Source organism: Chryseobacterium sp. SG20098 (assembly GCF_031844745.1).
In the GTDB taxonomy this organism is placed as follows: Bacteria; Bacteroidota; Bacteroidia; order Flavobacteriales; family Weeksellaceae; genus Chryseobacterium; species Chryseobacterium cucumeris.
Genome location: NZ_CP134622.1, coordinates 1,913,555 through 1,940,496, shown reverse-complemented (window position 1 = coordinate 1,940,496; position 26,942 = coordinate 1,913,555). Strand labels below are relative to the sequence as shown.

At 36.3% G+C, this 26,942-nt stretch carries 29 protein-coding genes; 24 read left to right on the top strand and 5 right to left on the bottom strand.

Going from position 1 to position 26,942, the window contains the following annotated elements; genetic code table 11:
- Positions 1 to 18 precede the first annotated feature (18 nt).
- From RHP76_RS08820 to RHP76_RS08810, 3 genes are all read right to left on the bottom strand, one after another.
- Positions 19 to 2,220 carry a thioredoxin-like domain-containing protein gene (locus tag RHP76_RS08820; protein ID WP_311229990.1) on the bottom strand — a complete coding sequence of 734 codons (2,202 nt, stop codon included), beginning with the start codon at positions 2,218 to 2,220 and terminating at the stop codon, positions 19 to 21.
- Between the two features lie 9 nt (positions 2,221 to 2,229).
- Positions 2,230 to 3,132: an ABC transporter ATP-binding protein gene (locus RHP76_RS08815; protein WP_311229989.1), complete on the bottom strand. Its 903-nt coding sequence runs from the start codon at positions 3,130 to 3,132 to the stop codon at positions 2,230 to 2,232.
- Between the two features lie 133 nt (positions 3,133 to 3,265).
- On the bottom strand, positions 3,266 to 4,249 hold the full coding sequence (locus RHP76_RS08810) for a gliding motility lipoprotein GldB (protein ID WP_311229988.1): 984 nt from the start codon (positions 4,247 to 4,249) through the stop codon (positions 3,266 to 3,268).
- Between the two features lie 52 nt (positions 4,250 to 4,301).
- Here RHP76_RS08810 and RHP76_RS08805 point away from each other — a divergent pair, with 52 nt between their 5' ends.
- The 7 genes from RHP76_RS08805 to RHP76_RS08775 all read left to right on the top strand — a co-directional run bounded on the left by RHP76_RS08805 (position 4,302) and on the right by RHP76_RS08775 (position 8,175).
- Positions 4,302 to 4,940 (top strand): leucine-rich repeat domain-containing protein, encoded by a 639-nt coding sequence (locus RHP76_RS08805; RefSeq protein WP_311229987.1) that lies wholly within the window; start codon positions 4,302 to 4,304, stop codon positions 4,938 to 4,940.
- 10 nt (positions 4,941 to 4,950) lie between these two features.
- Positions 4,951 to 5,478 carry a GNAT family N-acetyltransferase gene (locus tag RHP76_RS08800; RefSeq protein ID WP_311229986.1) on the top strand — a complete coding sequence of 176 codons (528 nt, stop codon included), beginning with the start codon at positions 4,951 to 4,953 and terminating at the stop codon, positions 5,476 to 5,478.
- Between the two features lie 71 nt (positions 5,479 to 5,549).
- A complete protein-coding gene (locus tag RHP76_RS08795) occupies positions 5,550 to 6,008 on the top strand; it encodes a GNAT family N-acetyltransferase (RefSeq protein WP_311229985.1) in 459 nt (152 codons plus the stop codon).
- A 12-nt stretch (positions 6,009 to 6,020) separates the two neighbouring features.
- A complete protein-coding gene (gene nadE, locus RHP76_RS08790; protein WP_062674224.1) occupies positions 6,021 to 6,812 on the top strand; it encodes an NAD(+) synthase in 792 nt (263 codons plus the stop codon).
- A gap of 25 nt (positions 6,813 to 6,837) precedes the next feature.
- The gene (locus RHP76_RS08785; RefSeq protein WP_311229984.1) at positions 6,838 to 7,341 is read left to right on the top strand and encodes a ribonuclease domain-containing protein; all 504 of its coding nucleotides are present in this window, start codon (positions 6,838 to 6,840) and stop codon (positions 7,339 to 7,341) included.
- Between the two features lie 51 nt (positions 7,342 to 7,392).
- The gene (locus RHP76_RS08780) at positions 7,393 to 7,701 is read left to right on the top strand and encodes a GIY-YIG nuclease family protein (protein WP_288443229.1); all 309 of its coding nucleotides are present in this window, start codon (positions 7,393 to 7,395) and stop codon (positions 7,699 to 7,701) included.
- 165 nt (positions 7,702 to 7,866) lie between these two features.
- Positions 7,867 to 8,175 carry a barstar family protein gene (locus RHP76_RS08775; RefSeq protein ID WP_062674228.1) on the top strand — a complete coding sequence of 103 codons (309 nt, stop codon included), beginning with the start codon at positions 7,867 to 7,869 and terminating at the stop codon, positions 8,173 to 8,175.
- 220 nt (positions 8,176 to 8,395) lie between these two features.
- Here the strand turns inward: RHP76_RS08775 and RHP76_RS08770 are convergent, their stop codons facing one another.
- Positions 8,396 to 8,878, bottom strand: coding sequence for a cytidine deaminase (locus RHP76_RS08770; RefSeq protein WP_062674230.1), 483 nt, complete (start codon positions 8,876 to 8,878; stop codon positions 8,396 to 8,398).
- Between the two features lie 100 nt (positions 8,879 to 8,978).
- On the opposite strand from RHP76_RS08770, the gene namA reads away from it, so the two are divergent.
- The 17 genes from namA to RHP76_RS08685 all read left to right on the top strand — a co-directional run bounded on the left by namA (position 8,979) and on the right by RHP76_RS08685 (position 24,829).
- Positions 8,979 to 10,031: an NADPH dehydrogenase NamA gene (namA, locus tag RHP76_RS08765; protein WP_311229983.1), complete on the top strand. Its 1,053-nt coding sequence runs from the start codon at positions 8,979 to 8,981 to the stop codon at positions 10,029 to 10,031.
- Positions 10,032 to 10,061: 30 nt separating this feature from the next.
- Positions 10,062 to 10,340 carry a DUF2752 domain-containing protein gene (locus RHP76_RS08760; RefSeq protein WP_062674234.1) on the top strand — a complete coding sequence of 93 codons (279 nt, stop codon included), beginning with the start codon at positions 10,062 to 10,064 and terminating at the stop codon, positions 10,338 to 10,340.
- A 290-nt stretch (positions 10,341 to 10,630) separates the two neighbouring features.
- Positions 10,631 to 11,035, top strand: a complete 405-nt coding sequence (tssD, locus tag RHP76_RS08755; RefSeq protein WP_002977458.1) for a type VI secretion system tube protein TssD — start codon at positions 10,631 to 10,633, stop codon at positions 11,033 to 11,035.
- 147 nt (positions 11,036 to 11,182) lie between these two features.
- Positions 11,183 to 13,114 carry a type VI secretion system Vgr family protein gene (locus RHP76_RS08750; RefSeq protein WP_120231988.1) on the top strand — a complete coding sequence of 644 codons (1,932 nt, stop codon included), beginning with the start codon at positions 11,183 to 11,185 and terminating at the stop codon, positions 13,112 to 13,114.
- A 1-nt stretch (position 13,115) separates the two neighbouring features.
- A complete protein-coding gene (locus tag RHP76_RS08745; protein ID WP_156106421.1) occupies positions 13,116 to 13,286 on the top strand; it encodes a hypothetical protein in 171 nt (56 codons plus the stop codon).
- 61 nt (positions 13,287 to 13,347) lie between these two features.
- On the top strand, positions 13,348 to 14,322 hold the full coding sequence (locus RHP76_RS08740; protein ID WP_228432434.1) for a DUF2931 family protein: 975 nt from the start codon (positions 13,348 to 13,350) through the stop codon (positions 14,320 to 14,322).
- A gap of 34 nt (positions 14,323 to 14,356) precedes the next feature.
- On the top strand, positions 14,357 to 15,769 hold the full coding sequence (locus RHP76_RS08735; protein WP_062674240.1) for a phospholipase effector Tle1 domain-containing protein: 1,413 nt from the start codon (positions 14,357 to 14,359) through the stop codon (positions 15,767 to 15,769).
- Positions 15,770 to 15,822: 53 nt separating this feature from the next.
- A complete protein-coding gene (locus RHP76_RS08730) occupies positions 15,823 to 16,866 on the top strand; it encodes a hypothetical protein (protein ID WP_311229982.1) in 1,044 nt (347 codons plus the stop codon).
- 29 nt (positions 16,867 to 16,895) lie between these two features.
- Complete coding sequence (locus RHP76_RS08725) at positions 16,896 to 17,384, top strand: DUF4280 domain-containing protein (RefSeq protein WP_062674244.1); 489 nt, start codon at positions 16,896 to 16,898, stop codon at positions 17,382 to 17,384.
- Between the two features lie 11 nt (positions 17,385 to 17,395).
- Positions 17,396 to 20,188, top strand: a complete 2,793-nt coding sequence (locus RHP76_RS08720; RefSeq protein ID WP_311229981.1) for an OmpA family protein — start codon at positions 17,396 to 17,398, stop codon at positions 20,186 to 20,188.
- Between the two features lie 10 nt (positions 20,189 to 20,198).
- Complete coding sequence (locus RHP76_RS08715; RefSeq protein WP_131797511.1) at positions 20,199 to 20,786, top strand: hypothetical protein; 588 nt, start codon at positions 20,199 to 20,201, stop codon at positions 20,784 to 20,786.
- Between the two features lie 3 nt (positions 20,787 to 20,789).
- Positions 20,790 to 21,560, top strand: coding sequence for a hypothetical protein (locus RHP76_RS08710; RefSeq protein WP_062674251.1), 771 nt, complete (start codon positions 20,790 to 20,792; stop codon positions 21,558 to 21,560).
- Positions 21,561 to 21,628: 68 nt separating this feature from the next.
- Complete coding sequence (locus RHP76_RS08705; RefSeq protein ID WP_311229980.1) at positions 21,629 to 22,411, top strand: hypothetical protein; 783 nt, start codon at positions 21,629 to 21,631, stop codon at positions 22,409 to 22,411.
- Positions 22,411 to 22,971 (top strand): LemA family protein, encoded by a 561-nt coding sequence (locus tag RHP76_RS08700; protein WP_062674255.1) that lies wholly within the window; start codon positions 22,411 to 22,413, stop codon positions 22,969 to 22,971. The genes RHP76_RS08705 and RHP76_RS08700 overlap by 1 nt, the downstream gene beginning before the upstream one ends.
- A complete protein-coding gene (locus RHP76_RS08695) occupies positions 22,952 to 23,332 on the top strand; it encodes a hypothetical protein (RefSeq protein WP_311229979.1) in 381 nt (126 codons plus the stop codon). The genes RHP76_RS08700 and RHP76_RS08695 overlap by 20 nt, the downstream gene beginning before the upstream one ends.
- 17 nt (positions 23,333 to 23,349) lie before the next feature.
- A complete protein-coding gene (locus RHP76_RS08690) occupies positions 23,350 to 24,003 on the top strand; it encodes a hypothetical protein (RefSeq protein ID WP_311229978.1) in 654 nt (217 codons plus the stop codon).
- A 106-nt stretch (positions 24,004 to 24,109) separates the two neighbouring features.
- Positions 24,110 to 24,829, top strand: coding sequence for a hypothetical protein (locus tag RHP76_RS08685; protein WP_123279365.1), 720 nt, complete (start codon positions 24,110 to 24,112; stop codon positions 24,827 to 24,829).
- Between the two features lie 200 nt (positions 24,830 to 25,029).
- Here RHP76_RS08685 and RHP76_RS08680 read toward each other — a convergent pair whose 3' ends face one another.
- A complete protein-coding gene (locus RHP76_RS08680; RefSeq protein ID WP_311229977.1) occupies positions 25,030 to 26,820 on the bottom strand; it encodes an endonuclease in 1,791 nt (596 codons plus the stop codon).
- Positions 26,821 to 26,942: the final 122 nt, after the last annotated feature.

Sequence of the window (26,942 nt, the reverse complement as noted above, 5' to 3'; positions counted from 1 at the left end):
TTCTAATTTTGTGCAAAGTTAATACTTCTTCAGCTTATCTAAGGCTTCTACAAAATTATCTTCATCAGGAAATGGACTATTAAAGTTAAAAATTTTACCTTCAGGATCTATAATGATAAATCTTGGAATAGATTGTATTTTGTACTTATTCATAAACTGCTCTGCATTTTCAAGCCAGTATTGTGGAATATTGGATGGTTTTGTCTTGAGATAATTCAGCCATTTTGTTTTTTCCTGATCTAAGCTGATTGAAATAAACTGGATATTTTTATCATTTCTATATTGATAACTTCTTGTTTCAAATACAGGACGAATTTGCTTGCATGGACCACACCAACTTGCCCAAAAATCTATTACAATATATTTTCCTTTGTATTTTGAAAGATTTTGAGAACTTCCATTATCCTGCAGAAGTTTCAGCTCTGGGAAAGGTGATCCTTTCTGTGAAATATTGATCTGTTCAAGCTTTGAATAGAGCATTTTTTTATAATCAGTACCGTTTACTTTGCTAATCTCAGCTGCAAAAAGCTTGTTTCTGAATGCACTGTCTGTTTGTATTTCAATACTTTTTAATAGATGTTTTGATAATAGCTGATCTTTAGTTTTTCCTTGAGGAAGCAAATTGATTTTAGCAAATAAAATACTGTCCGTATTAGAACGTTGATCATCATCTGTAAGCATCTGATCCAGTTTATATTGCAGATAATCATCATTTTTACTTAAAAGCGGAGTGGGTTTCAAAATATTTTCATTGAGTTCATTCAGAAATAGTTTTGGAGGAGCAAATTTAGGATCAGACCATGAGGTCATTCTTCTGTAATTATTGATTTCATTAAGGTACTGAACTGCCATCAGCTGTTTTCTATATGCCTTATAATCTTCTGAAAGACCATTGTTTTCTGCATTTGCATAATGATCTAATTTTTTTTTATTGTCATCCCAGTCAGATAGGGCTAATTCATAAAATTTTTCAGGGTTATTATTTAAATTCTGATTTTCCAGTGCGAGCCAAAAGTCTATTCCGAAAGAACTCTCAGTTTTATTATAAACCTGATCAGATTTTCTGTTAGATTTTAAGTTAAATGTTATTTTGGTGTTATTTAATTTAATGTCAAAATCAAACCAGTCACCATTTCCCATCACAACCTCAAGTTTTTTATTGCCAATTTCAAGAATGTACTCATCTAAAGGAAGATTTTGAGAGGTAGACCAGTTGAAAGTATTATTTTTAACAGCAACCGCTCCAATTTTTTTATGAAATTCCTTTGAAACAATTTTCACAGAATCAATTTTAAGATCCGTTTCCAGTGTTCCTGAAATAGAAGTTTCTGATCCAACGCTTGTATAAGGTTTTGGTTTTTGTATAAAATAGAGTAGACCTGTTCCTGCAATTAACAGAACCGTTGAAATGACAATTTGTTTTTTATTTTTAAGAAAAGCATTTTTAAACCCTTTTTTACTGTACCAGAAATATCCGATAACCAGGAAAACAGCCATCCAGAAAAAGCTTATATACTCTGAGTGAGAAATAAAATAATTCAGATCCCTTATTTCAGGAGCATTCCAGAATGTATATAACGAACTGTATGGATTAAAGAAAAAACTCTTTTTTTCCACTATTGAATATATATTAGAGCCCAATCCTAATATACCAATAAGAAATGACCATATAAACCCCTGGAAAACTACAGAGAAGCATAACTGTAATGCCGCAATTCCCAGGATAGCAGCGAAAATTCTTATCCAGGTCTTAAGCGTCCATAATACATCAAAGGTTAATAACTTTGCAGGATTTGGATGAATATAATATTCTGCGAGTGATAAAATTATATTAAAAGTAAAATAGGAGAAAATACAAATGAAGCTCAGGGATAGTAAAATAATATATTTCGAAATATAAAGCTGAAATTTATTGACAGGCTGTGTCTCCATCAGTTGCCATCCGTTATTTTTATGATCCGTTTGAGCAATTCTGTTTGCTGCAATGATCAGAAATAAAAGCAGAATGAAAAATGTAAAATATTTCAAAGGGCTTCCACTTATGGATTCTTCAAAAATGGAATATTTAAGTGATTCTTTAGGAATGGGATCCGGACTTAACAAAGACGGAATAAAATTGATGAAAGGTATTAAAGCTCCTAAGATAATAGCCGTATAAATTAGCCCTAAACCTTTTATTTTTAGCCATTCTATATTGATAGCTGTGATTAATTTTTTCATTTGTGTAATTTAATTTTTTGTAATTTCCATAAACCATTCTTCCAAACCTGCGCTGCTTTTGATTTCAAAAATCTCGGCATGGTTTAAAACCAGTTTTTTCACAAGGTCAATAATATCCTCCTTTGATTTGGACGTAATTTCTATCGTATTCTCATCAATTAATTTTGGGGAATAATTCTTCGGAATTTCATTCATATGCTTATGGGCATGATTCAATCCGATTTTGATGTGATTGTATCGGTACAACTCATTCAATTCTTTTATGCTTCCTATAAATTTTATTTCTCCATGCGAAATAATAGCAAGATGAGTAATCATTTTTTCAATTTCCTGCAATAAATGGCTTGAGATCAATATCGTTACACCTTTTTCTTGGTTAAGCTTTATCAATAATTCACGGATTTCCAACATTCCATTAGGGTCCAGGCCATTTACCGGTTCATCCAGAATCAGGAGTTCTGGTTTCCCCAAAAGAGTCATTGCAATGGAAAGTCTTTGTTTCATTCCTAAAGAATATTTCTTCATTTTCATATTTCTGTTTTCCCATAAATCAACCAGATGCAATACCCTTTCACATTCTGTTTTCGGAAGATTTCTTAATTTAGAAATGATGATCAGATTTTCCCAGCCGGACAAATGGTCATAAAATGCTGCACTGTCAATAAGACTTCCGATTTTACCAAACCCATTCGGATAAAACCCGGAAAGGTTTTTACCAAAAATCTGTATACTGTTTGTTTCATCGGGTATCCCTCCAATAAGCAACTTCATTGTTGTGGATTTTCCTGCTCCGTTGGCACCCAGGAAACCAAAGATGCTACCCTTGGGTATAGAAATGCTGAGATTTTTCAGAATTTTCTTATCCTTTGAAAATCCATAGTTTAAGTTTCGAATTTCAATAATGTTTTTCATATGTGATTGTATTTGAAACAAAAGTATGCAATAAAATAGTAGTATGCAATACAAAGTAGTGTTGATGTTTAAATTCTACTTAAAAAAATCCTTTAGTGTAAGCTAAAGGATTTAAATATTTGATTTTATAGAATTATTTTAACTTTGGTTTATATCCTGATTGATTAAAAATCGTGGTAGCATCCATTTTCAGGAACTCCGTTAATTTTGTTTCAGGTTTTTCCTTAAGATATGCCTTGCAGATCTGCCATCCCGTAAAAATTCCGATTTGTGGGGAAGATTCATTGTCAATTTCTGTATAAAACTTTGAGAATGGTCCTGGTGAAATAAAACGTTCTCCCAATCTTGGATCATCTCCGAAGATCAGATTACTTTCTACAAAATAATTCCAGATATTGGCTTCATTACTTGTTGCCCAATCATACTGCTTTTGGGTATAATTCATTTTCAGATAATCGGGCGTATCCGGAAGAAAAGCATCCTGAAGAATCATTACTTTTCCGTTAAGAATAATCTGATCAATAAATTTCTGGTGATCAGGAGATTCGGTGACAATATTTTCTGCAAAAAGCTGTGATACTTTCGGAACAATATTCTGTGGGTTCATCGACTTTTGGAAATATAATTCCAATCCTTTATAATTAGCATTTCCGTCTCCCATAAAACCGGTAACATCTATGAATAAAAGATTACCCTTTTCATCATAAAATATGGGGTCCTGAACCATCTGTAAGGCAGATGAGAATAAATATACTTTGGGATTTTTAAACTGCGGAAAGTAATATTTAATATGCGAAAATAGGCTTTGTAGCTCCTTTTGCAGCTTTGCCTGATCTATTTTTCCAATAGCTTCCTTGTAGATTTTGATCTCTTCGGCATCAGCTCTTCTTTTTCCGAAATCGGCATCAGAAACACTTCCCTGAAACCATGGAAATTGAGTTTTAAACTGATCCAATGGAATATTCGGATTGTAGAATTCTTTGGAAATATCTGTGATGTCAACTTTTTCGGCAGTTTGTTTAACTTCTACCTTCCATTGATTTTCAGGTTCTTTTTTGCAGGAAATAATTCCGGCAGCCAGAAGAGAAGAAAGTGCAATATATCTAAAAATCTTCATTATTTTTACATGAAATTTAAGTTGACAAAAATAAGGATTAAATACACAATTCATGATGAAAATTAAAATATTTACAGTTATCTTTATTATTTTGGGACTTTCTCTTCTCTTCGGACAAAAGTTTGAGTTTAATGACAAAAACTTTGAAAAAGCAGTACTGGAAAATTTTGATCTGAATAAAAACGGAATACTTGAATCTCAGGAAGCCGTAATGGTCACCAATCTGTTCCTTGTTCAGAAAGGAATTACTTCCACGGAAGATCTGCGCCTTTTTAAAAATGTAAAAATGATTATTTTGGATGATAATACGATTTCTAATATTGTCATAAATGATCTAGATCAGCTAGAATTGTTTTCGTGTACAGGATGCAAAATCTCTTCATTCAAAGCAGAGAATCTTAAGAATTTAACGGCGTTATATCTGGATAATAATGTACTGCAAAACATTTCGCTGGCAGGAATTCCAAAAATTGACCAATTAACATTATCTTTAAATCAATTAAAAGAAATAAACCTGCTTCAGTTGAAAACATTAAGAAAACTGAATCTGGAACATAACAAGCTTCAAAAAATTGATATTTCCGGTAACCTGGCCTTACAAACCCTTAATATAATGGGAAATAAGATAAGAGAAACAGATATAAAGAAGGGTGCTAAAACTAACGTAACCATTTTTGGAGCTGAAGAATAAACTAATAATTATGATGATAGAAACAGAACGACTGGTTTTAAGAAAACTTGAAGAAACAGATTTTGAACGTATGTTTCTGATGGATTCCGATCCTGAAGTAATGAAATATCTGGGTGAACCTGTGGCAACAAAGGAAGAATCAAAAGAAGTAATTAAGATGATTCAGAAGCAGTATGAAGAAAATGGAGTTGGAAGGCTTGCTGTTATTGAAAAAGTAAGTGGCTTGCTGATAGGATGGTGTGGCTTAAAATTAATGACAAAACCTATCAATGGCTACATTAATATCCTTGATCTTGGATACCGTTTTATTCCCGAGTTCTGGGGAAAAGGATATGCCACTGAAGCAGCTAAAAGAATGCTGGAATATGGTTTTAATGAACTCAATGCCAATGTGATTTATGCTTATGCTGATTTCGGAAATACAGGCTCAAAGTATATTCTTGAAAAGCTCGGTTTTGAAAATACGGGAAAGTTTGAAGAAGATGGAATATTGTGCTCCTGGTACGAACTGAAGCGTGAAAAATACAGTAAAAAATGATAACAATACGGCAGGAAGAAAAAAAAGACCATCAACAGGTTTTTTAGCTTACGGAAGAGGCTTTCAGAGAAATGGAACACAATGATCATCAGGAACAGTTTCTGGTAGAAAAGCTAAGAGAGTCTAAAGCTTTTATCCCTGAATTATCTTTGGTGGCAGAAGATGAAAAGGGTACAATTGCCGGACATATTCTGTTTACTAAAATTAAAATTGTCAACGAAGAAAAATCGTTTGCTTCTCTTGCCTTGGCACCTGTTTCAGTAAAACCGGAGTTTCAGAATCAGGGAATCGGAGCGAAACTGATTCTTGAGGGACATCGTATTGCGGAAGAATTGGGATATGAATCGGTGATATTGATCGGGCACGAAAAATATTATCCTCGCTTTGGTTACAAAAAAACAAGTAATTTTGGAATTTCTTTTCCATTTGATATTCCGGAAGAAAACGGAATGGCTGTAGAATTGGTAAAAGACGGATTAAAAGATAGAAAAGGAGTGGTAAAATACCCTCATGAATTTGGAATAGACTAAAAAATATAAACAATGCAGACACAAAAAGTAATAGATCACATTGTAAGCTGGTTAAAGGATTATGCTACAAATGCTAAAGTAAACGGATATGTAATTGGAGTTTCCGGAGGAGTAGATTCCGGAGTAGTTTCTACTTTAGCAGCAATGACAGGCATGAAAACACTACTGATTGGAATGCCGATCCGCCAGAAAGCTGATCAGGTAGATCGTGCACAGGATCATATGAATGACCTTAAATCCAGATTTCCCAATGTAGAAACAATATCCGTCAATCTTACGCCGGCTTTTGAAGAGATCTATAAAACCTTCCATGTAAATGATGAGGTATATCCCAATGAGAATTTGACTTTTGCCAACACAAGAGCACGTCTTAGAATGCTTACACTTTATTATTACGGACAGCTGAACGGGCTTCTTGTTTGTGGAACAGGAAATAAAGTAGAAGATTTCGGAATTGGTTTTTATACGAAATATGGAGATGGCGGGGTAGATGTTTCACCTATTGCAGATCTTTATAAAACTGAAGTATACGAACTTGCTAAAGGATTGAATCTTATCAAAAGCATTCAGGAGGCTATTCCTACCGATGGCCTTTGGGATACGGAAAGAACAGATGAACAGCAGATTGGTGCTACGTATCCGGAACTGGAAAAAATCCAGAAAGAATATGGAACGAAAACAGCTGACGATTACGAAGGCAGAGATAAGGAAGTTTTCCAGATCTTCGACAGAATGCATAAGGCTGCGAAACATAAAATGGATCCTATTCCGGTTTGCGATATTCCTGAAGAATGGAGAGCATAGAATAGCATTACAATAAATAACAGGTATGAACGGTAAAATAAGATCTGTATTTTTTATATGTCTGGGGCTTCTTTTCGGAATGTCTGTGATGTACGTCTACAGGAACTTTATTGAAGATAAAAAAGAACAGTCAGGTTCTGCAAAAAAGGAAATGGTGAGTTATGGCAGTACTTCTTCGGATGGTAATTCCTCTGTCCAGGTTTCTATAGACCAGCTTACAGAAGAGAAAACGGTAATCAGCTATGTAAAGCAAAATCATAAGCTTCCGGATTATTATATCACTAAAAAGGAAGCAAGAAAAAAGGGTTGGAATCCTTCTCAAGGAAATCTTTGTGATGTACTTCCCGGAAAAGCTATTGGCGGAGATCATTTCGGAAACAGAGAAGGACGTTTGCCGGATGGAGAACGATACTTTGAAGCAGATGTAAACTATCATTGTGGTGGAAGAAATGCTGACCGTATCATCTACACTCAAAATGGTGACGTATATCTTACCAAAAACCATTATAAGAGCTTTGAAAAGCAATAACGTCATTGCGAGGAACGGAGTGACGAAGCAATCTCTATAAAAGAATCACAGATGAAAGCAGGTTTTGTCTACATTATGACGAATAAAAATCATACTACTCTTTACACAGGAGTGACTTCAAATCTGCCTAAACGTGTTCAACAGCATAAAGAATCATATTATTCTCAAAGCTTTACTTCAAGATATAATTTATATATATTGGTATACTGGGAATCCTTTCAGGAAATAGGTGATGCTATATATAGAGAAAAACAAATAAAAGCAGGTTCCAGGCAAAAGAAACTGGATTTAATCAATAGTATAAACCCTGATTGGAAAGATCTTGCGGAGGATGTTGAAGATATTATGGATGTTTTCTGAGATTGCTTCGTCGCTAAGCTTCTCGCAATGACTAGTGCATAATTTGTATTTAAGGGGTGATAAGTCGTAATTTTGAAAAATAAAGTATTGTATGAGCAGTCCCTAAAAATTCTGCAAAAAATGCAAAACTTTTTTAATCAATAAAAATTGGAAATTTAATTCAATATGAAGACAGTATATATAGATTTTACGGACATAGGTGACTATGAAGATTTTTACGCCCAGCTAAAGGAGAAAATTCAGCTTCCTGAGCAGTTTGGTGATAATCTTGATGCACTTTTTGATACGATCACCGGAGATATGGAAATGCCGCTCCATTTAGAATTCGTCAACATGACTGTAGATCAGCTTGAGATTTTTGAAGACTTGCTGACTACCTTGGAAGATGCTGAAGAAGAAGTGGAAGATTTTAGTTTCAGCTATTATCTGGAGCAGTACGAAGACGAAGATGACGATGTAGAATCTGAAGAATAAAAAAAGAAAGGCTGTTCCAATACAGGAGACAGTCTTTTTTATGCTGATTCTTATTTTATCAGCATTCAAATCTTTATTCTTTACCGTACAAACCTAACAGGTTTCCAAAACCTGTTAGGTTTATTATATCCTTTAACTGTAACGCTCATTTACGACTAATCAATGCGAAGTGTCAATGATTCAAACCTTGGCAAGGAGCTAAAAATCAGGTTTCACTTGGTTACAAAAACGTAGAATCAAAATAGAAAGGAAGAAGATCCTTCACTGCATGCACTTTTACAACCTCTTCATTCATACTCGAAAAATAAAGGTCGATATTTTCATTCTGCTTGGTCTCGTATTCAATCAGACTCTGACGGCATGCTCCACAAGGGGGAATTGGAGGGTTTTTCTCATGGAATTCTTTCGGTCCGCCCACAACGAAAATCTTTTTTATTTTCACATCCGGAAAATTGGCTGCTACCCAAAAAAGAGTAGTCCTTTCGGCACAGAGTCCGGATGGGTAGGCTGCGTTCTCCTGATTGTTTCCGGAATAGATCTCTCCGTTTTCCAGTAATACGGAACATCCTACCAAAAATTGAGAATACGGTGCATATGCATTCTCACGAGCCGCTTTGGCCCTTTCAAATAATGTATTTTCTATATCGCTCAGCTCACTGCTATTTTTAAAATATTCGTAACTGATCTGTATGTCTTTTTTCATATATTGTCAACTAAAAAAGGGGGGTAAAATTAGTTCTTTTTAATGAAGTGGGCAATATTTTATTCTCCTGGGGAAAAGTTCAATTTTTTTAAGACTAAAAATGTTATACACACCAATAAAATTTAGGAATATAGAGTTAAAAAACAGATGGGTAATGTCACCTATGTGTATGTATTCATGTGAAAACGGAGAAGCTAACGATTTCCATTTTGTACACTACGGAAGCAGATCGCAGGGCGGTACAGGTCTTTTGATGGTAGAAGCTACAGGAGTAGAACCCAAAGGAAGAATTACCAGTCACTGCATGGGAATCTGGAATGATGAACAGACGGACAAATTACAGAGAATTGTTGATTTTGTACACAAAAATTCAGAAAGTAAAATAGGAATTCAGCTGGCCCATGCCGGACGAAAAGGGTCAACATGGAATAATATACAGATTCCTGTGGAAGAAGGTTGGGAAACGGTGGCACCAAGCCCTATTCCTTATCACCCCACAGAAAGAATTCCGCATGTATTGAGTACGGATGAGGTGAAGGATATCATTCAAAATTTTAAGAAAGCAGCCCGAAGAGCTGTGAAAGCAGGTTTTGATATTATCGAAATTCATGGAGCTCACGGATATCTGATCCACCAGTTCTTATCACCGCTTTCCAATATCAGAACAGATGAATATGGGGGAAGCTTTGAAAACAGAATCAGGTTTCTGATCGAAATTGTAGATGCTGTTAACGAAGAGCTGGATGAAAATACAGCCCTTTTTGTAAGAATTTCAGGAACGGAATATGCTGAAAATGGCTGGGATATTCATAGCAGTGTAGAACTGGCGAAAATTCTAAAAGAACATTCCGTAGACCTTGTAGATGTATCCAGTGGTGGAAATATTCATGGAGCGAAAATTTCAGTTTTCGAAGGGTATCAGGTTCCTTTTTCTTCGCAGGTGAGAAATGAGGCTGAAGTGAAGACAGGAGCTGTAGGACTGATTACCAAGGTAGAACAAGCCGAAGAAATTCTTCAGAAAGGGGATGCCGATCTTATTTTCGTAGCAAGAGAGATTCTGAGAAATCCTTATATTGCTGTTCAGGGATCTTTTGAAATGAAAGAAGACTGCTTTTTCCCACACCAGTATACCAGAGCCAAAATCTCTACTTAAAGATCGTAATAGTCTGTAAAAACAACAGAAATGGATATCAATGATTTTATGCTTACCTGTCCCAGTAAGAAGTTTTTAGGGGTAGAATGTCTCGGTTGTGGTGCGCAGAGAGCAATCGTATTGGTATTTGAAGGAAAATTTTCAGAAGCTTTTCAAATGTATCCGGCGGTATACACCTTATTGTTATTCTTTTTGATCCTTGGCGTGAGTTTCATCGATAAAAAAAGAAAATATGGTAATATTTTAATGATTTTAGTGATCATTAATCTTATTATTATGGTAGTTGGGTATATATATAAACATTATTAACCATGAAAAGATAAGAGTTTAAGTGTTTGGTTGTGAGTGTTTTTTTTGTTTTGATCCTTCTGCCTTGTATTGATTAATGGGAGTTTGTGTAGAAAAATTTTAACATAAAGCATAATTTAATAGATTAGAATTCCTGTATTATTTTGTTGGATAGAATTTTAAAATGTCGTAGAACTACTACAATTTCTGAAACAGTGGCCTAAAAACTTTTTAAATTAGAACATGAACTCTATCTTTGTTATATAAATCCTATATCAGGGAAGAGTCGTTAATGATTAAAATTTAAGAATATGGCAGGAAATTCAAGAGGAATCTTAAAATTCAATGGAGGTGAAGGTCAGAAGTTGTTAAAGCTTAACTATAGCGTGTCAAGATCTACAGATGTTTCAGGACGTGTAGCATCTGATCCGTCAAACGCATTGATCAAAGTAACAATTGAAGCAACAGAAAAATCTGATGTGTTAGAAAGCTTATTAAACAGTAAATATAAACCAACAAGCGGAGAAATCAACTTTAATAAATCTCACGAAGAAGGAACATTGATCTCTTTGAAGTGGGAAAACGGATATGTAATCCAGCATGAAGTAGACTTCGATGCCATTGATAGTAATAATATGCTGATCAGCTTCGTAGTAAGTGCTGAAAGCATTACCTATGGAAATTCATCTTATGACGGACTTTGGCCAATGAGCTAAGTCTTTCATGAGCAAGAAATAAAAGACTGTCCTTATAAGACGGTCTTTTTTTACCTAAGACTATATTCTGCAGGATCTTTTGTTTTTATTTTTAAATTCTCTTTCTGTTGAATAATCGTTTAGAAAACTAATCAAATCACTAAAAATATGTCAAATACACCTGGAAACTCACAAGCGACGTCTTTTCGTCCGACGCAGAATGCAGATGGTATTTCCGAAAACCATCACACAGGTATCAACCGTCTGGTAAAACTTTCTCTTGTCATAGAAGGGAAAATTATCAAGTACTACAAGCATTTCAAGCTTAAGCAAAGTACCAGACGTCATCACGAATTTACGCTGACTTTGGCACACGATACTCTGGGAGACAGACAGACCCATTCATTGGAAGAAGCCAATAAATTCCTTGGAAAGCGACTTACAGCCGTTATTTCCTATAAAGATATTGACAACAGTCCGGAAAGAACCTTTGTAGGAGTAATTACCGGAGTGGGATTCAGTCAGGAACATATGAGTTTAGGAAATATTGTGCTTACAGGTTACAGCCCTACCATCCTTCTTGACGGTGCACCGCATATTCAGAGTTTTGGAGGAAACCAGCCTGTGAATGTAGGAATCATTGCTGAAGAGGTAATCAAGCAGGGAATTGATAAAAGCAGATTTGATGTCAGAGTAGATGCCAATAACTTCTCTCAGATTATCTATAGCAGCCAGTATGATGAAACCCATTATAACTATCTGGCAAGGATGGCAGAAGCTTATGGTGAACAGTTTTACTATGATGGTGAAGTTTTACATTTCGGAAAACTGCCTGCTCAGAATAAACCCATTACGCTTACCTATGGAAGCAGTGCCAATGAAATAAAAGTTGAGCTGAAAGCAGTACATACAAAACCTCAATTTTACGGTTACAACAGTAATAAAAATGAAAAGCTGACGTCCGGGTCTACACCCATTAAACATGTAAGTGATCTTGCAAAAACAGCATACAGTCATAACGAAACTATTTATAAGACTCCGGCTCTGCAGATAGCTCCCATCAAAGCAACTACACACTTAGACGTGGAGTATTCTCAGAAAAGTGCAGCTGGAAGCGAAGCGGTAAATGTTTTTTCTGTTTCAGGAAATACAACAGTTCCTTTCCTTCATCCGGGTTGCGTAGCAGATGTCCAGATGCGTAAACAGGATTCTAATGAAACCTCTTATTTCACAAGGATAATGATTACGGAATCAGAACATGAGATTGACACAATAGGTCATTACAAAGGAAGCTTCGTAGGAATAGCAGCAGATACAGGATTTCTTCCAAAACCTGAGTACACCATTCCGAAAGCTGAGCCACAAACTGCCACCGTAATTTCCAATACGGATCCCGAAGGACAGGGAAGAATACAGGTAAGATTTGACTGGCAGACCAATGATACCACTCATTTTATCCGTATGATGAGCCCAGATGCCGGAGGAACCGATCAAATTACCCAAAACCGTGGGTATGTAGCGATTCCGGAAGTGGGGGATCAGGTGATGGTCAACTTTGTGCACAGCCATCCGGACAGACCTTTCGTAATGGGAGGAATGTTCCATGGAGGCGTAGCGTTGGGAGGTGGCGTTAACAATCATCTTAAGTCTATACAGACCAGAAGTGGAATCAGGATTCTCATGAATGACGAAGAAGGAAGTGTAACCATTCTTGATCCGAGTGGTAATACCTATTACATGGACGGACAGGGTAATATCAGCATGAAAGCACCTAAAAACTTTACTTTGAATGCAGGCGACAATATTAATATCACTGCAGGAAAAGAAATTTCAATAGGAGCAGGAGCAAGTATTACCAGTACAGCAAACGATAATATTGTTTCCATCGCAGGAAAAGATATGAAATTAACCGCTTCGGGAGATATTACGGAAACCTCCGACACCAGAACGGAAATGATTGAAAAAGAATTCAAGAGACAATCTGAAACATCCAATGAAATAGCAGGGGAAATTTCCATGTTCAGCGAACTGGAAAATATGACCATGCAGAGCGGAAAGATTGTAGAGTTCAACAGTGCTGAAAAATCAAAACTTTTCTGATATGGCGATCATCAAAACAGCAACCAACCTGCGCATAACAGTTAAGGATTCTTACCATCTGAGTGTAGGAAAAAAGGTTGAGAAAATAGCAAAGAAAATCAATGTGGAAGCACACAGAGATAACCTGGTTTTAGCAAGTAACAAGAAGATTATGTCCCATGGCCATAAGTAAGTACAACCTGCTGATTCTTTTTATATGGTGTTTTTCATTAACGAATTGTCAGAATAAAAAAATGGAAGAAAAATACAGTTGGCTGGGAACCGTTTCTGCACCGCAGGAATACCCGATGGAAGTGTATGAAGGAGCTATTGTTGCCGATGATTTTACTTACGGCTTTGATGCCATCTGGGGAACACAGAATACAGGATGGGGAAAAGAAGGAGGCACCATGAACGTCAATACTGAAAGAATGGATGCGCCTCATGAACTGGAATTCACATGGTATTCTCTGGTAGAAAATAAATTCTACACCGGAAAATGGAATCTGGATAAAGAAAAGATTAAAAGCCTTTTTAATGAAGGATTTGTAGATCAGGATACGAAAAAGAAAGCTACCTACAACTCCTTTGTGGTGGGACTAGCTCCCCAGGGAAGAGTAGTGCTTTGGATGAAAGGCCCGGGAAACCAGAAAGAAGTAGGTGCTTTTCAGGCTCATGATACCATTATCACCAAAGAAAAAGCATACGATAATGCTCAGTATATGTTGAAGGAAGGCTTTGCAGAAAGAATGCTTAAAGATCCTTCTTACAAGACATTCAAGCCGGAAGTTCGTGAGAAAATTGAAAAAGAAGGCTATCCTGCAGCAGATATTTATAACGTATACAGAGAGAAATACAACTGGAAACCTGTTGTGATTCTTCCTGAAGGAGCCACATGGATCGATTTTGGTTTTACCAATTATAATGGAGAGCAGGAAAATCTTTTTGACCAAAGTTTAAAAGAGAATACTTACAAAAGCAGAGCTATACCAAAATTCTGTGGTTTTTACTGGAAAGATAAAAATAACAACAGGTATGCGGTATGGATAGACGCTTTTGATGACAAAGAAATATTTGATCTGTTTCAGAAATCAGGAAAAGACAAAAACATTGATCTGACCATTAAAGTCAACGAAGATAATACCAAAGTTTTAGTGTCTTTAGAATCTGAAAAAGAAAAGCTGGCCGTTACCAAAGCAAAAATCAGGGTATCCCGAAAGATAGAATAATAGCATTCAATCAGTCAATTTAAAAACAAGAACGATGCACAACAATCAATTTGGAAGTTACACACCATCTGTATCCAAAGAGGAAGTACTGGATATTACCATTGGGATTTTTTTTGACGGAACCCTGAATAATAAAACCAATACAGACGAAAGAAAAAAGGGAACAGATGCCCATAAAAAACATGGTGGAGGAGCTAAAGACAATACCAGTTATAACAATGACTGGAGTAATGTAGCCCGCATGTGGGATAACTATGATAAAAACTTTGGTATTTATATAGAAGGAATTGGTACAGAAGATAAGAAAGGAGATGCTACCTTGGGATATGCTTTCGGAACAGGGGAAACCGGAATCAGATCAAAAGTGAGAAAGGGCTGTGAAGAGATTGTAAAAAAGGTGAAAACCCTTAAAGCTGAAAAGAAAGCTGATAAAATTGCGGTACTTACTTTCGATGTATTCGGATTCAGCCGTGGAGCTGCTGCCGCACGTAATTTTGTATACGAAATAGGAAAGGCAAAATATAAAGCCAGTTCACGCACCGTCGCAAACGAAGCTGTTTCAGTAACCACCTATTCAGATGATGACGGGAAAAGTGTTGATTCTGAAGAACTTCCAAAATGGGGACACCTTGGTCTCAAGCTCGAAGAAGCAGGATTAAAGGTAGATGTCTTAAAAGTAAGATTTCTGGGAATTTACGATACTGTTTCTTCCTATTCAAAATATCTGTCACCGGTACCCAATTTCAGCAATGACGTAGAAGAATTAAGCCTGAATGAAATTGGAAAAGCCCAGACTGTAGTTCACTTCATTGCAGCCGATGAACACAGAGAAAACTTTGACCTGACAAGAGTACATATCGGAACTGAAAAAACATTCCCTGGTGTACACTGTGACGTAGGCGGAGCTTATGAAAACGGAAATGAAACATGGGAAGAAGTTGAAACATCATGGACTACCAGCAGCAAATTAGAAGCACTAAAGACAGAGCTTGAAAATGAAGGATGGTATCATAAAGGTGAGCTCACCATTACCCCCGGATTCTATTTGTCGTTAAGAGGTTCACGTGATCTTGTGAAGACTTTTAGTTATATCCCTTTGCATTTTATGGCAGAATACGGCATTGATAAAAATCTTCCTATCACCTTAAAAAAGATGACAGATGATAAATATTCCATTTTGAATGATCAGTTTTTAATAGGAATAAAAGACCGTCTTAGAACTTACGTCATGGGAGACGGTAAACCTTATTCTTTCAGACATTACAAAGAGCTTAGGGATGCCTATGGAGGAAATGAAATCCCGGAACACCGTCAGGCAGCGTATCAGAAAGAAGTAAAGGAACAGGACGATTTAAGAAAGCTTCGTCATGAGTACCTTCATTGGTCTGCAAGAAGAGAAAAAATAGGAATGGATCCGAGACCCAATAGAACAAGGGTTATCCATTAAACATTTAAATAAGAGTATTATACCAAAAAAGAATTTGAAGCAGGAACATTTTTATGCAGAAATATAATATACATACCGTTCAGAAAGATGAAACTTTAAAAAGTATAGCCTCACTGTACGGGCTTGATAAAGATGCATTAAAACTCTTCCATAATAACCACTGCGCTGTTAAGGATATGATCCTGATTAACCTTAACGGGCAGAAAGAGCTTTTTGTTCCGAGAACTGCTGTTGCAGATAAAAACATTTTAGTAAAATTCGGAAGAGGAAACAGCCTTACTCTTCAGCCGGAAACTTCAGTGCGAAGATATAGCGTAGTTATTACCATTGAAAAAGGAGAACATAAAAGTGAATTAAAATATGAAGTATCCGTTCGGTGGCTGAAAACAGAAAAAGGACATCATTTTTTTGAGATAGACAGAACATCAAAGCTTTATCTCAATGAAGAAGAAGTGAATGAAATTGCAGATCTGCTGGCTTACAGAACTTCTAAAGTTTTATACCCTTTACACATCAGTACAGATGAACATGGTCAATTTGAAGGAGTAGAAAATGCTGAGGCTTTTTCAAAAAGATGGCCAGCTATAAAAGAAGAGATCTATAAAGAATTTGAAGGCAAAACGGTAAGCGACTACTGTGAAAAGATTGAAAAAGTAATCAGCCAGCCTGAGGCGATCAGTCTTTACCTGAAAAATGATTACTTCGTCCGTGCTTTATTTTTTGGAATATATCAAAGTTTTGGAAAGGAATTTAAAACAGAGATGACAACAACCTTTCCTGTAGTAGACAATGCAATTGAACCCAGCTACAAATTGACACTGGAAACAGATCCGGTGAAAGGAGAAACAGGCCTGATTACCATAGAAGGGTCAGGAAAATTATATGAAGAAAGAAATATTGATGATTTTATAAGAAGATCACCTTTTTCATTGATTATAGAAGACGACCCTGTGATGAATGAAGAAGGACATTTCAGACTCATAAGCTATCTGAAAGGAGAAACTTCACTTCCGGAATCTCTTTACCTCGAATGCAGTATCATGCTGCAGGAAGAGAAAAAGATTTCAGTATCAGTTTCAGGAATTGATGAAAACTAAATTACCACTTCACTAAAGATAAAATTAATATGGCAGAAAAACATATTGTAGTACAGGGCGCCCTATGCAAATGCCAGTTCGGACAGGTTCCGGACAAGCTGAAAGTACTTACACATCAAAAAGAATATGCCAATGATAAAAGCGCTTCCAAAAAACTGATCGTCACCACGAAAGAAATAGGAGCCGCCACATTTGAAAAAAATACATTCGGAAACTGTACCAAAATGGGAGTGCCGCCGCCGCCGTGCAAAATTATGGTTACAGAATGGCAGAAATTTTATGATAAAGTACAACTCAGCAATGGCGGATATATCATTGTGGAAGACAGCAAAGCCGTATGTGCTGTTGCAGGAACGCCATGCATCGAGATTATAGACCACGGGCAAAGAGCGGAAGCCAGCCAGCAGAACTTTAAAAATGCCGACAAAGATGTTCAGCAGCAGATCAATCCGTTGGTAGATTCTGAAGAAATGTATAACGAACAGCCTTCAGGAGGAGGGCAGGATGGTGCAATCTAAATGATAAGAAAATGGCAAAAGGCGTAAAAAAAATAAAAGTTGTAAGCGGATTGTATTACCCAAAAATGTCTGTATTAGGGCAAAGAATTACCATAAAACCGGATCAGTGGGTGCAGTTCGGTGTGGACGAATGGCTGCCGGGCACTACAGATGCAGACAAAAAGAAACCGCTGACCTGGATGAGACAGAACAGCAGCAAAAAAATTATCATCAATCAGATCACCTCTGCTACCGGATATAAATTTTTAATTGGTAAGCAGTACTGCGGAAGCTATCAGTTTTATATTGAAGCCAGTCTTTCAGGAGTAAGAGATCCCAAAAATGATACAGGAATATATGTAAAAGGCTGGTGTGAACCTAAAATTGTAAGCAGCAAATGGTCTACGCAGAAAAACAGCAAAAGCATCAAAAACAATAAAAAAGTTGATTACATTTCCTATGGACATATTGTTCACCTGAACCTCGTGACAGAAGGGCTTAATGGAAATACAGTCAGTATCGAACTCTGGAATCAGCAGACAGCCAAGGCAGATAAACTGGTACATACCTACAACAATGTACAGGTAATAGATGGTGAAGTCAATCTGAAAATAGAAAACACCTTTGCGTGGATGGCCTTTGTAGACAATATCCAGAATGTAGAGGAATTCTATGTTAAAGTGAAAGATGTTGCTTCCAAACAATATATCAAAGATAAATTGGGTGATGATCTTCATGCCATCTATCTGAATGTTAAAAATAAAGTAGCCACTACCAATACCAACGGTGCTCAGAACCAGACACCAACCAAAGTATATAAGCCGGATGTAAACTCTGTCAGACTTGAGCCCTGCAAATTTGAAGTGATCAAGATTACTGAAAATGAAACTAAGGACGGAAAAGCCAGCAATACAACTGTTAAAGTTTTTGACAATGGGAATGGTGTTAAACTGATAAAATCTGCTGCATTACAGGAACATATTCAGAGAACAATCTATTATAAATTTGATTCCACAGTCATTGATAAAGATGGGGTTGCTATTCTTAATAATGTACTCAAATTCCTTTTGGAACATAAAGATGCCACCATGAATCTCAGCGGCTATGCCTGTGTGATAGGAAAAGAAAATTATAATAAAGGACTTTCCCAAAGAAGAGCAGACGTTGTCAAAAAATTCTTTGCTGATGGTGGATTAGATCCCAGAAGAATAATATCCGTAGGAAAAGGAGAAGTAGATCCTACCGATGATAAAATGGGAAGAGACAATATCAAATACAAAAATGAGAAAGACTATGAAAATAACCGCAGAGTAGATATCTCATTTGTTTTCAATGCTCATGATGCACAAACTATTCATTATGAAGTAACAGCACCAGATGTCTCTACAAAGAAAAACCTCATCATTGATGTCACAGGTTTTCAAACCAATGAGTGTTTCAGGGATAGTAAAGGAAAACATAAAAAACAGATTCAGGTTGTAGATGTAGGACAGGCAATCGATAAAGGAGATACGGTAAAAACATTTACCACACCTACCTTTACTTATGGAGTATATTCAGATTTATCTCAATTTAATGCTCTTCCTATACAATATATCTGGCCTGCAGGGACAAATCCGAATCAGTTTCATCTGCATGTTCATACCTGCAGATATTATAGCAATGAGAAAAGGACGACAGTATTGATAAAAGCCTATCCGGATATCAACTGGACATTGAGTTTTACGCTGAACCTTACCAATGATCTCAGTGTAAAGTGGATGAATATGGATCCCCATGAGCATAAAGAACTGCAGAAAAGAGCAGGTAAAATGGGAGCAGAAAAAAGATGGAAGCAAAAGGATGCCTCACTTGCATTCAGTTTAAAGGCAAAATGGAACAATGATAAGCAGGAAAAAGAATTAAAATATCAGTACGAAACCAAGTTTAAAAAAATATATGATACATTTGCTGCCATAGGAGCATTGTCAGATGGAGTTCTTAATCAGGCCAAAGGAAAAGTACGCTCCATTTCTCCTAAAGGGATTCCAGTAAGCTTTGCTGTGAAACCTCCTAATATGGAATTGTCAGGTAACTGGCTTTTAAAGCATCCTAAGGATAATAATGCCATTATTGGTACAGATGTAGCTATAGGTTTGAAAGCAAATCCGCTGATTGGTCTGGAAATGACAGTTGATCTTCTGGGAGCCCTGGTATTTGGTATTTCCGGAGCGGTAAGCGGAGGAACAGCTGCGCCGGGAGTCACAAGGCTGTATCAGGAAATTCAGGGAAAACTGAAATCCGGAATAGATGTAGGGAATGATAATGCAGGCTTCAAGGCATCTGTTGATATCTTTATGGATCTTATTATTTCCAGTACGATAGAAGTGGAATCCGAATTTAAATTTAATACGGCAGGAAAACTCAAAGATTCCGAATTTAAAGTCTCAAGTAAGAGTAAACTTAAATTGGAATTGAAAGTAGGAGTGAAAATTCAGGGAGAAGTTTCACTGGCTGTTATAAAAGCAGAAGCTTATTTTGAAGCATCAGCATCCGGAAGTGCTTCCATAACCTATGGACATGGTATCACCTATGATGAAAAAGGACTTTATTACCGTCCTGTTCTCGGATTTGACGGCCTTGATGCCCAATATGTAGTTACAATAAGTGTGGGTCTTGCTATTAAAATTGCAAAAAATAAACATAAAGTGGAGGAAAGCAGAAATGGAAAATATGAAATTGCCAAAGGGGATTTTAAAAATGTAATTCCTCCTTTTGATGTGATAAAAGAATTAGAGTCCTTATTTGGAATGAGTGCAAATATTCCGTTGATTAAAAATGATTAATATTCATACAATGAAAAATCTTATCTTATTATTTAGCTTTTTGGCTATTGTGTCCTGCAACGGACAAACCGATCTGGAATCTTTAAAATTTGATGAAAAAGTATCGGATAATATTACGAAGGGAGAAAAAGAAACAGAAGCCAATTACGGATTATTATCATATAAACAGGCCGATGTTAAAAACTATAAGCTGGGAACTGTATCATTTTCTGAATATACCGTACCCAAAGGATATGATTATTCCAACAACAACCTTGCGCTTTTTGTAAACTCTTACCAGAATAATCAATACCTCGGATTTATACTGAACCTTGCTAAAGAAGACGAAGGGAAAAAGCTGATTGATTATTTGACTAAAACATATGGTAACCCGGAAAAAAGATCCACTGATAAAACAGGAGCTGCTTACTTCTGGGATGCATCAGCTAAAAATAAATGGATATTTTTAACCCAAACTCAGGAACTGACACAGGACAATACAAAATATACCAATACCAAACTGATTGTAGTAAAGAAAGGAACCAGAGTGGAGAATTCTTCAGATGCCGGCACTTTCTCCATCTTAGACAGTTTTACCCTTGCTTATCCTAAAAAATAAAAAATGAAACCTTATTACGAAATAGATTTTAGTGCGGTAATGTGTTCATTTCAGATCAAAATTAATGATGTGGAATTAATTTCATTGAGTATTGAGGGACAGACCAGATCAGATTTTCCCATCAATCATCTTATTCTGGAAGGAGGTAAACAAACGATTGAAGTGAAAGGTCTTCCCATGGACGGGCATCAGGAGTTACACGAAGATTCTTACATAAGATACAGAGTGAATCTCTATGATATGGCTTCCGGAGAATATGCTTTTGTAAAACAGTTTGATGAATATTTTACCAAAAAGCCCGATAAAAACATACCTTTTATAGGACACGCAAGTACATTTGAAGCAGATGTACCTTATAAATTGGAGGCATGGCAGAACGGAATGAACCTTAAAGACGCTAAGTTCGACGTTAAACAAAAACTAATCAGAAAGTATAACGAAATTATAAAGCTGATTAATGGCGGCAATTACAGTTCGTTCATAGCACAATATCAAAAAAGAGAAAATAATAACGCTGTAGCCATGTATCTTAGCAAAAGCCAGGCAGAAGGCAGGATGCAGAGTATCATTTCGGATATGCAGAATGGATACAAAGCGCAGAGCCTTCCGGATGATATTCAGGTAGAATATTCAGCATTTGGAAAGTTGGCCGCGTTAAAATGTACAGATATGATGTCTGCATTACGCCTTGAAAATCCGGAAAGTGAGGAGGAATTAGTTCTGCCCATAACATTTTATATCCCAGAAGGGAAGGATGAGTTTGAGATTATATAGCAATATTTAAAAGAAAGAAATACTGAAGCAAAATTCAGATATTTCCACCAGATTTTAGAACAAAATAGATGGAAGTAAAAAAAGGAAAACCATACATTGCATATAGTATTTTAGGAATAATAGCTGCAGGCTTTATTTACTTTATTCTGTGGATTATTTTCAAAGATAGAATGCCGCTGCATGAATATGCTTCTGAAATTTCCAATAACTATGACAGTTACGCAGAGAAAGCAATCGTTTTTTTTCCTTTACTTTTTTTTGTTTTCATCTTTATTGTTTTAATGAAGCCTACTGCTTCAAAACGTTTTTTACGCCTGCAATCCTCACTGCCTACCTCTAAGATCCATTCTGTAGCAAAAGGACTGGCAGAGATTGAAGGAACTTTAAAGATGATGAATCCTTTATTTTCACCAGTAAATAATGAAGCCTGCATCGGATATTATTATACCATTGAAGATATTGACAGAGATTCAGACGGAAAAGAAAGTTACAGAACCATTCACAGGGAAACGAAATGCAATATCTTCCGGGTTAAAGATGACACAGGAATCATAGAAGTAGAACCGGAAGGAATAGAGCTGGTTTTATTAGAAGAAACCAATGTAAGCAGCTACGGCGGTAAAAGGTACAAAGAAACTCTTTTAAAAGATGGTCAGAAGATGCTGCTGGTAGGCTATGCCGATTCTAAAAACGGAGCACCTTTCATCAGAAAAGACGATTATTATAAAATACTCGGTATTACTTCTTCCTCAGGAATCACAGTCTGGAACAAATATCAGCCCTTGCTGAGGTCATTTATGTTTACCTGTTCCATCATCCTTTTAATAATTATTTATATACTTACACAATAATGAATCAGACGGTCGCTATCATATTACTTATCCTGCTTGGGGTAGTTGTTATAAGTTTTCTGATCAATCTGTACAACAAATTGGTCATGCTCAAATTTAACGTTGACAAAGCATACGGCAATATTGATGTGGTGCTGAAACAACGTGCGGATGAAATTCCCAATTTGGTCACCGTTGCCAAACACTTTATGAACTATGAAGAAAAGCTGCTTACCCGCCTTACAGAGCTCAGAACTTTTTACAATAACAGTACTGATGCCAATAAGAGAACCGAGATTGCCAATGAAACCTCAAAAGCGCTTTCTTCATTCTTTGCGGTTTCAGAAAACTATCCGGAACTGAAATCTAATAATAATTTTCTTGAACTGCAGAAAAGAATTTCTGATCTGGAGAACAAAATAGCAGACAGAAGAGAATTTTTCAATGACAGTGTAAACCTTTATAATATTGGAATTCATGAATTTCCCAATGTGATACTGGCAAAAATGTTAGGCTATAAAGACAAAACGTTACTGGAAATTACAAACGAAGAAAAACAGTATGACGGGGTTCAGTTTTAATACTTTTTTCGGATTAGAAGGCAAAATAGTTGCTTACCCGGAAGCAACCATTTTCGGAGCGATGTTAGTACCCATTTTGCTGCTTATTCCGATAGCAGTGATAGGATGGATCTTTAGAAAACTGAAATTCAATATGTACATCATTCATGTATTGATGTATACTTTGCTTTTTACATTTATAATAGGAACACTGACCATATTTATCCTTTTCTTTATTACCGATAAAAATGGAGTGAAACTGGTCTATTGCTGGCTTACGATACTTACGGGAATGTTTGTTTTCAGTTTAATCAATGCCAATACTATTACCAAAATGTTTAGTGATTGGTCTAAAATAATTAAGGAAAGACAAAGTCAGTAATTTTAGAAAAATATAGCATGATGAAAAAAGCAAGAGTGCTGGTATTGATTTTTGTAGTATTGATCAATATCTGTTGTGGAAATCAATCATTTGACCTGTCATCAGTTTCATTAGGGGAGGATGCAAAGAAGTATGATTTTGAAAACAAAGACTTATTTCTGAAAGATGGAGCAAAAGCTGATATCATTCAATATTATGCTGATGAAAACAAAGGAATAACCTACGGAAATATACCATTAGATAATAGCATGGGTACAAGGATTACAGTATACAAAGGAAAAGTAGGAGCTCTCGACACCAATGCTGCCGAAAAATCTTCTCTGGAATTTGTAGAAAAAATAGTAAAAAAGAATGGTAATCCTACTGCTTCTATTACAGATAAAGCCACGGTAGATCCCAAACTGGTAAAACCTATTTTTGAAAAGCTTAAAAAACTTTCTCCGGAAAAAGTGTCATGGAATCAAAATGAAAAAAATTCCTTTACATATCCTACTTCTTTCTTCTGGGATGACGGGAAAAATTATTCCATATTAAGTATCTCCATTGAAGATGATGGGAAAATAAGAAATAAGTACATTTCTGTGACAAAAGAAGCTTACCGTAATAACGCAGTTTTTGGGTTGAAATATCCAACACCTCCTGCGTCTCCATGGTATAAGTATATGAACTAGATATAGGGCTTAAAAATAGAAAGCAATAAATAAAAAAGCATCTCCGGATACTTCAATTACTTTTTTTCTGTTCTATTATTGATAACTGCATACTAACACTAACATTATGAAAAGATTGAAATATATAGTAATACCAATAGTCTGTTTGGCAATTGCTTCATGCGGACATCAGAAAAATAAAGAGACTGAGTCTTTTGTTGAAACACAGGGAAGTACTCAGACAGAGCCCTTCAATCTTGCTAAAATTGCTGTAGGACAAAATATCAATGAAATTTTAAAATCTGCCGGAGCAACGGCTAAGGATGCTGTACGTACCACTGACGTTACGCTGATCGGAAATGAAAAGCTGGCTTTTTCATCAAAAGAATTATTACATTTCAACGGGATAGATTTAGAAGGAAAAAATAATAAAAATACCAATAAAGTCCTTCTGCATTTTGGAAAAGTAGATCAGGAAATCGGCCCGCTTGCTAATGAAAAAGAAGATGAATTGGGAATGTATCAGCTTGATATCTATACAGAACACGAAAAAACAGCACTTCTGGATAATCTGAATAAAACACTTCAGAAACCTAGCTTTGATACCATCCGCGAAGGTTTTGAATCTGAAGTTAAAGACAATGAAATCATTCAGACTCATAATAAATTCAGACAGGAAGTTGCCATCTGGAGAAACAGAGATATGCTCTATTACTACTGTGAAACCAAAATAGATAATAAACCGGACGAATACCGTTGTAATCTCTTCGTATTCAAAAATAAAGAATGGAAAGACCTTCTGAAAGGGTCAGGATATCCGGACCTGGATAAAATCTCCCTGAACTAAAAGAATATAGCAAAGAAATTAAACCATTTGCTTAGCCAGATCAGCTTGCTGATTCCTCTTTGTCCTCTAAAATAAAACATTAGAAAAATAAAATCTCTGCGTTACAAAGATCTGCTCAATCAGTAAAATCTGCGAGAGTTAAAAAAAATAAATGCCGGTCCAAAAAGAACCGGCATTTTTATATCAAATCAGTATTTGAATTATTTTACTAAGAACTGCATCGTTACCTGATCCAGCTTCAAAATATAAACTCCCTGACCAAGATTTCTTGTTTTAATAGAGTTTCCATTTCTGAAAGGCTGATCAATCGTCTGAAGAGTTTTCCCCTGAAGGTTATAAATCTCCGCTTTTCTTACCTTCTGAAGATCTCCTTTTACAAAGATTTCCTGATTGGTGATAGGGTTAGGAGAGATTTTAAAACTGTTAGAAGTAGTTTCAGTAGCTTTACTTTGAGCCATTCTTGCACTTGATCCGGAATAACATGTCCATGCAAGATCATCAATAGCCACTCTGTTGCTTGATGAAGTATTAACCAGACTTACCACTACATTTCCTGAAATGTTGATATTGTTAATGGTCGTCGTTGTAACTGAAGTACTGTAAGGAATAGTTCCTACGGTAGTTCCGTTTACTTTTACATCAAAAGTACCGTTGGTTCCTGAGAATTTAAGCTGCGTAGTTACCGTTAAAGATCCAATACCGTTTGCAGAGCTTCCGGAAGTTAAAGAACCGTTTCTTACCGTAATCGCTTTATTGTTAATAGTTTGGTCTGTTCTTGCATCCGTTGCTGTCCAGGAAGTACCTCCGTTGCTCCACGTTCTCGTTGTATAGGTAGAGCTGGCTGCAGGAATGGTTTCAAAATTTTCATTGGCACAGCTGGTACCCGGAGTAGTACCGCCAGAATTAGTAGTGCCGGAAATTGTTGAGCTGTTTGATGATGAATTTCCTGCGGCATCCTTCGCTACTACATAAAAACTGTAAGTTGTAGAAGGAGTGAGCCCTGAAATGGTTGTTGAAGTCGAACTTGTCGTAGTTTGCAGACTTCCGTTCATATAAACATTATAAGCTGTTACGCCTACGTTATCGGTAGAAGCATTCCATGCAAGAGAAATACTGCTGGAAGTTGTTCCTGAAACATTCAGACCTGTTGCCGCAGTAGGTGCCTGAGTGTCACCTGAGGGCTGTTGAGAACCCCAGATAAGGTTAACATAATTTGGATTGTCGATAAACGGGTTTCTGTTTCCCTGGAAAGTATATGAAGCATTATTTCTTTTGATCTCAGCCTGAGAAACAGGATCCTGATTATGCCATGCCAGTAGAACATTAAGTTCCCAGGTCTGTAGTCCCGGAAAAGTAGAGCTTCCTAACATATTTCCTGATGAAAATGTTGAAAGTTTGCTTTGGTAACGGGTTACAAAATAGAAAATCATACGGGCCACATCTCCTTTAAACTCATCAATCGGTTCAAATACAGTTCCTGAATATCCTGAAGAAGCAGAAGTTCCAAGCTTGGAGCCATTCAGTGAAGTAAATGAAGCACTTCCCACCTTTCCGAAAGGATAATTACTTCTCATTCCATTTACTTTCCCGTCTGTAGCTCTGATAAAGTGAATATCCGCAACCATTGGCGAAGCTTGATTGAATAGGCTTTGAGGAACAATATGCTCTCTGTTATAACAATTTCCTTCAGTAGAATACGTTCCACACTGATCAGATCCCGGAGTATAAGTATAAGGATCACTACCTGCTGGTCTTTCAGAATAAATATCAAGGATGGTTCCGTCATTTTCGTAGTCCTTATCGATATCAGTGGTTTTATAAGCTGTCCAAAGCCCACTGTACCCTTTATCTATATGTCCGTTGGTGATAATGCTGCTTAATTCAGTTTTCAGTGCTGCACCACTCAGTCCGTTGGCAGAATTGTAGTATCCTGCAGGAGCCTGGGCGTGGGCAAGTCCTGCAAATACAGAAAATAAAATGATTTTTTTCATAATTAATATTTAGTATAAAGTTTCAGCAAGAATACCACAATTTTTGTGAATAAAAAATTACAAAATTGTTAATTTTAAATGCACTGTATGCTATACATAATGAGTGATGAATGATAAGTGAT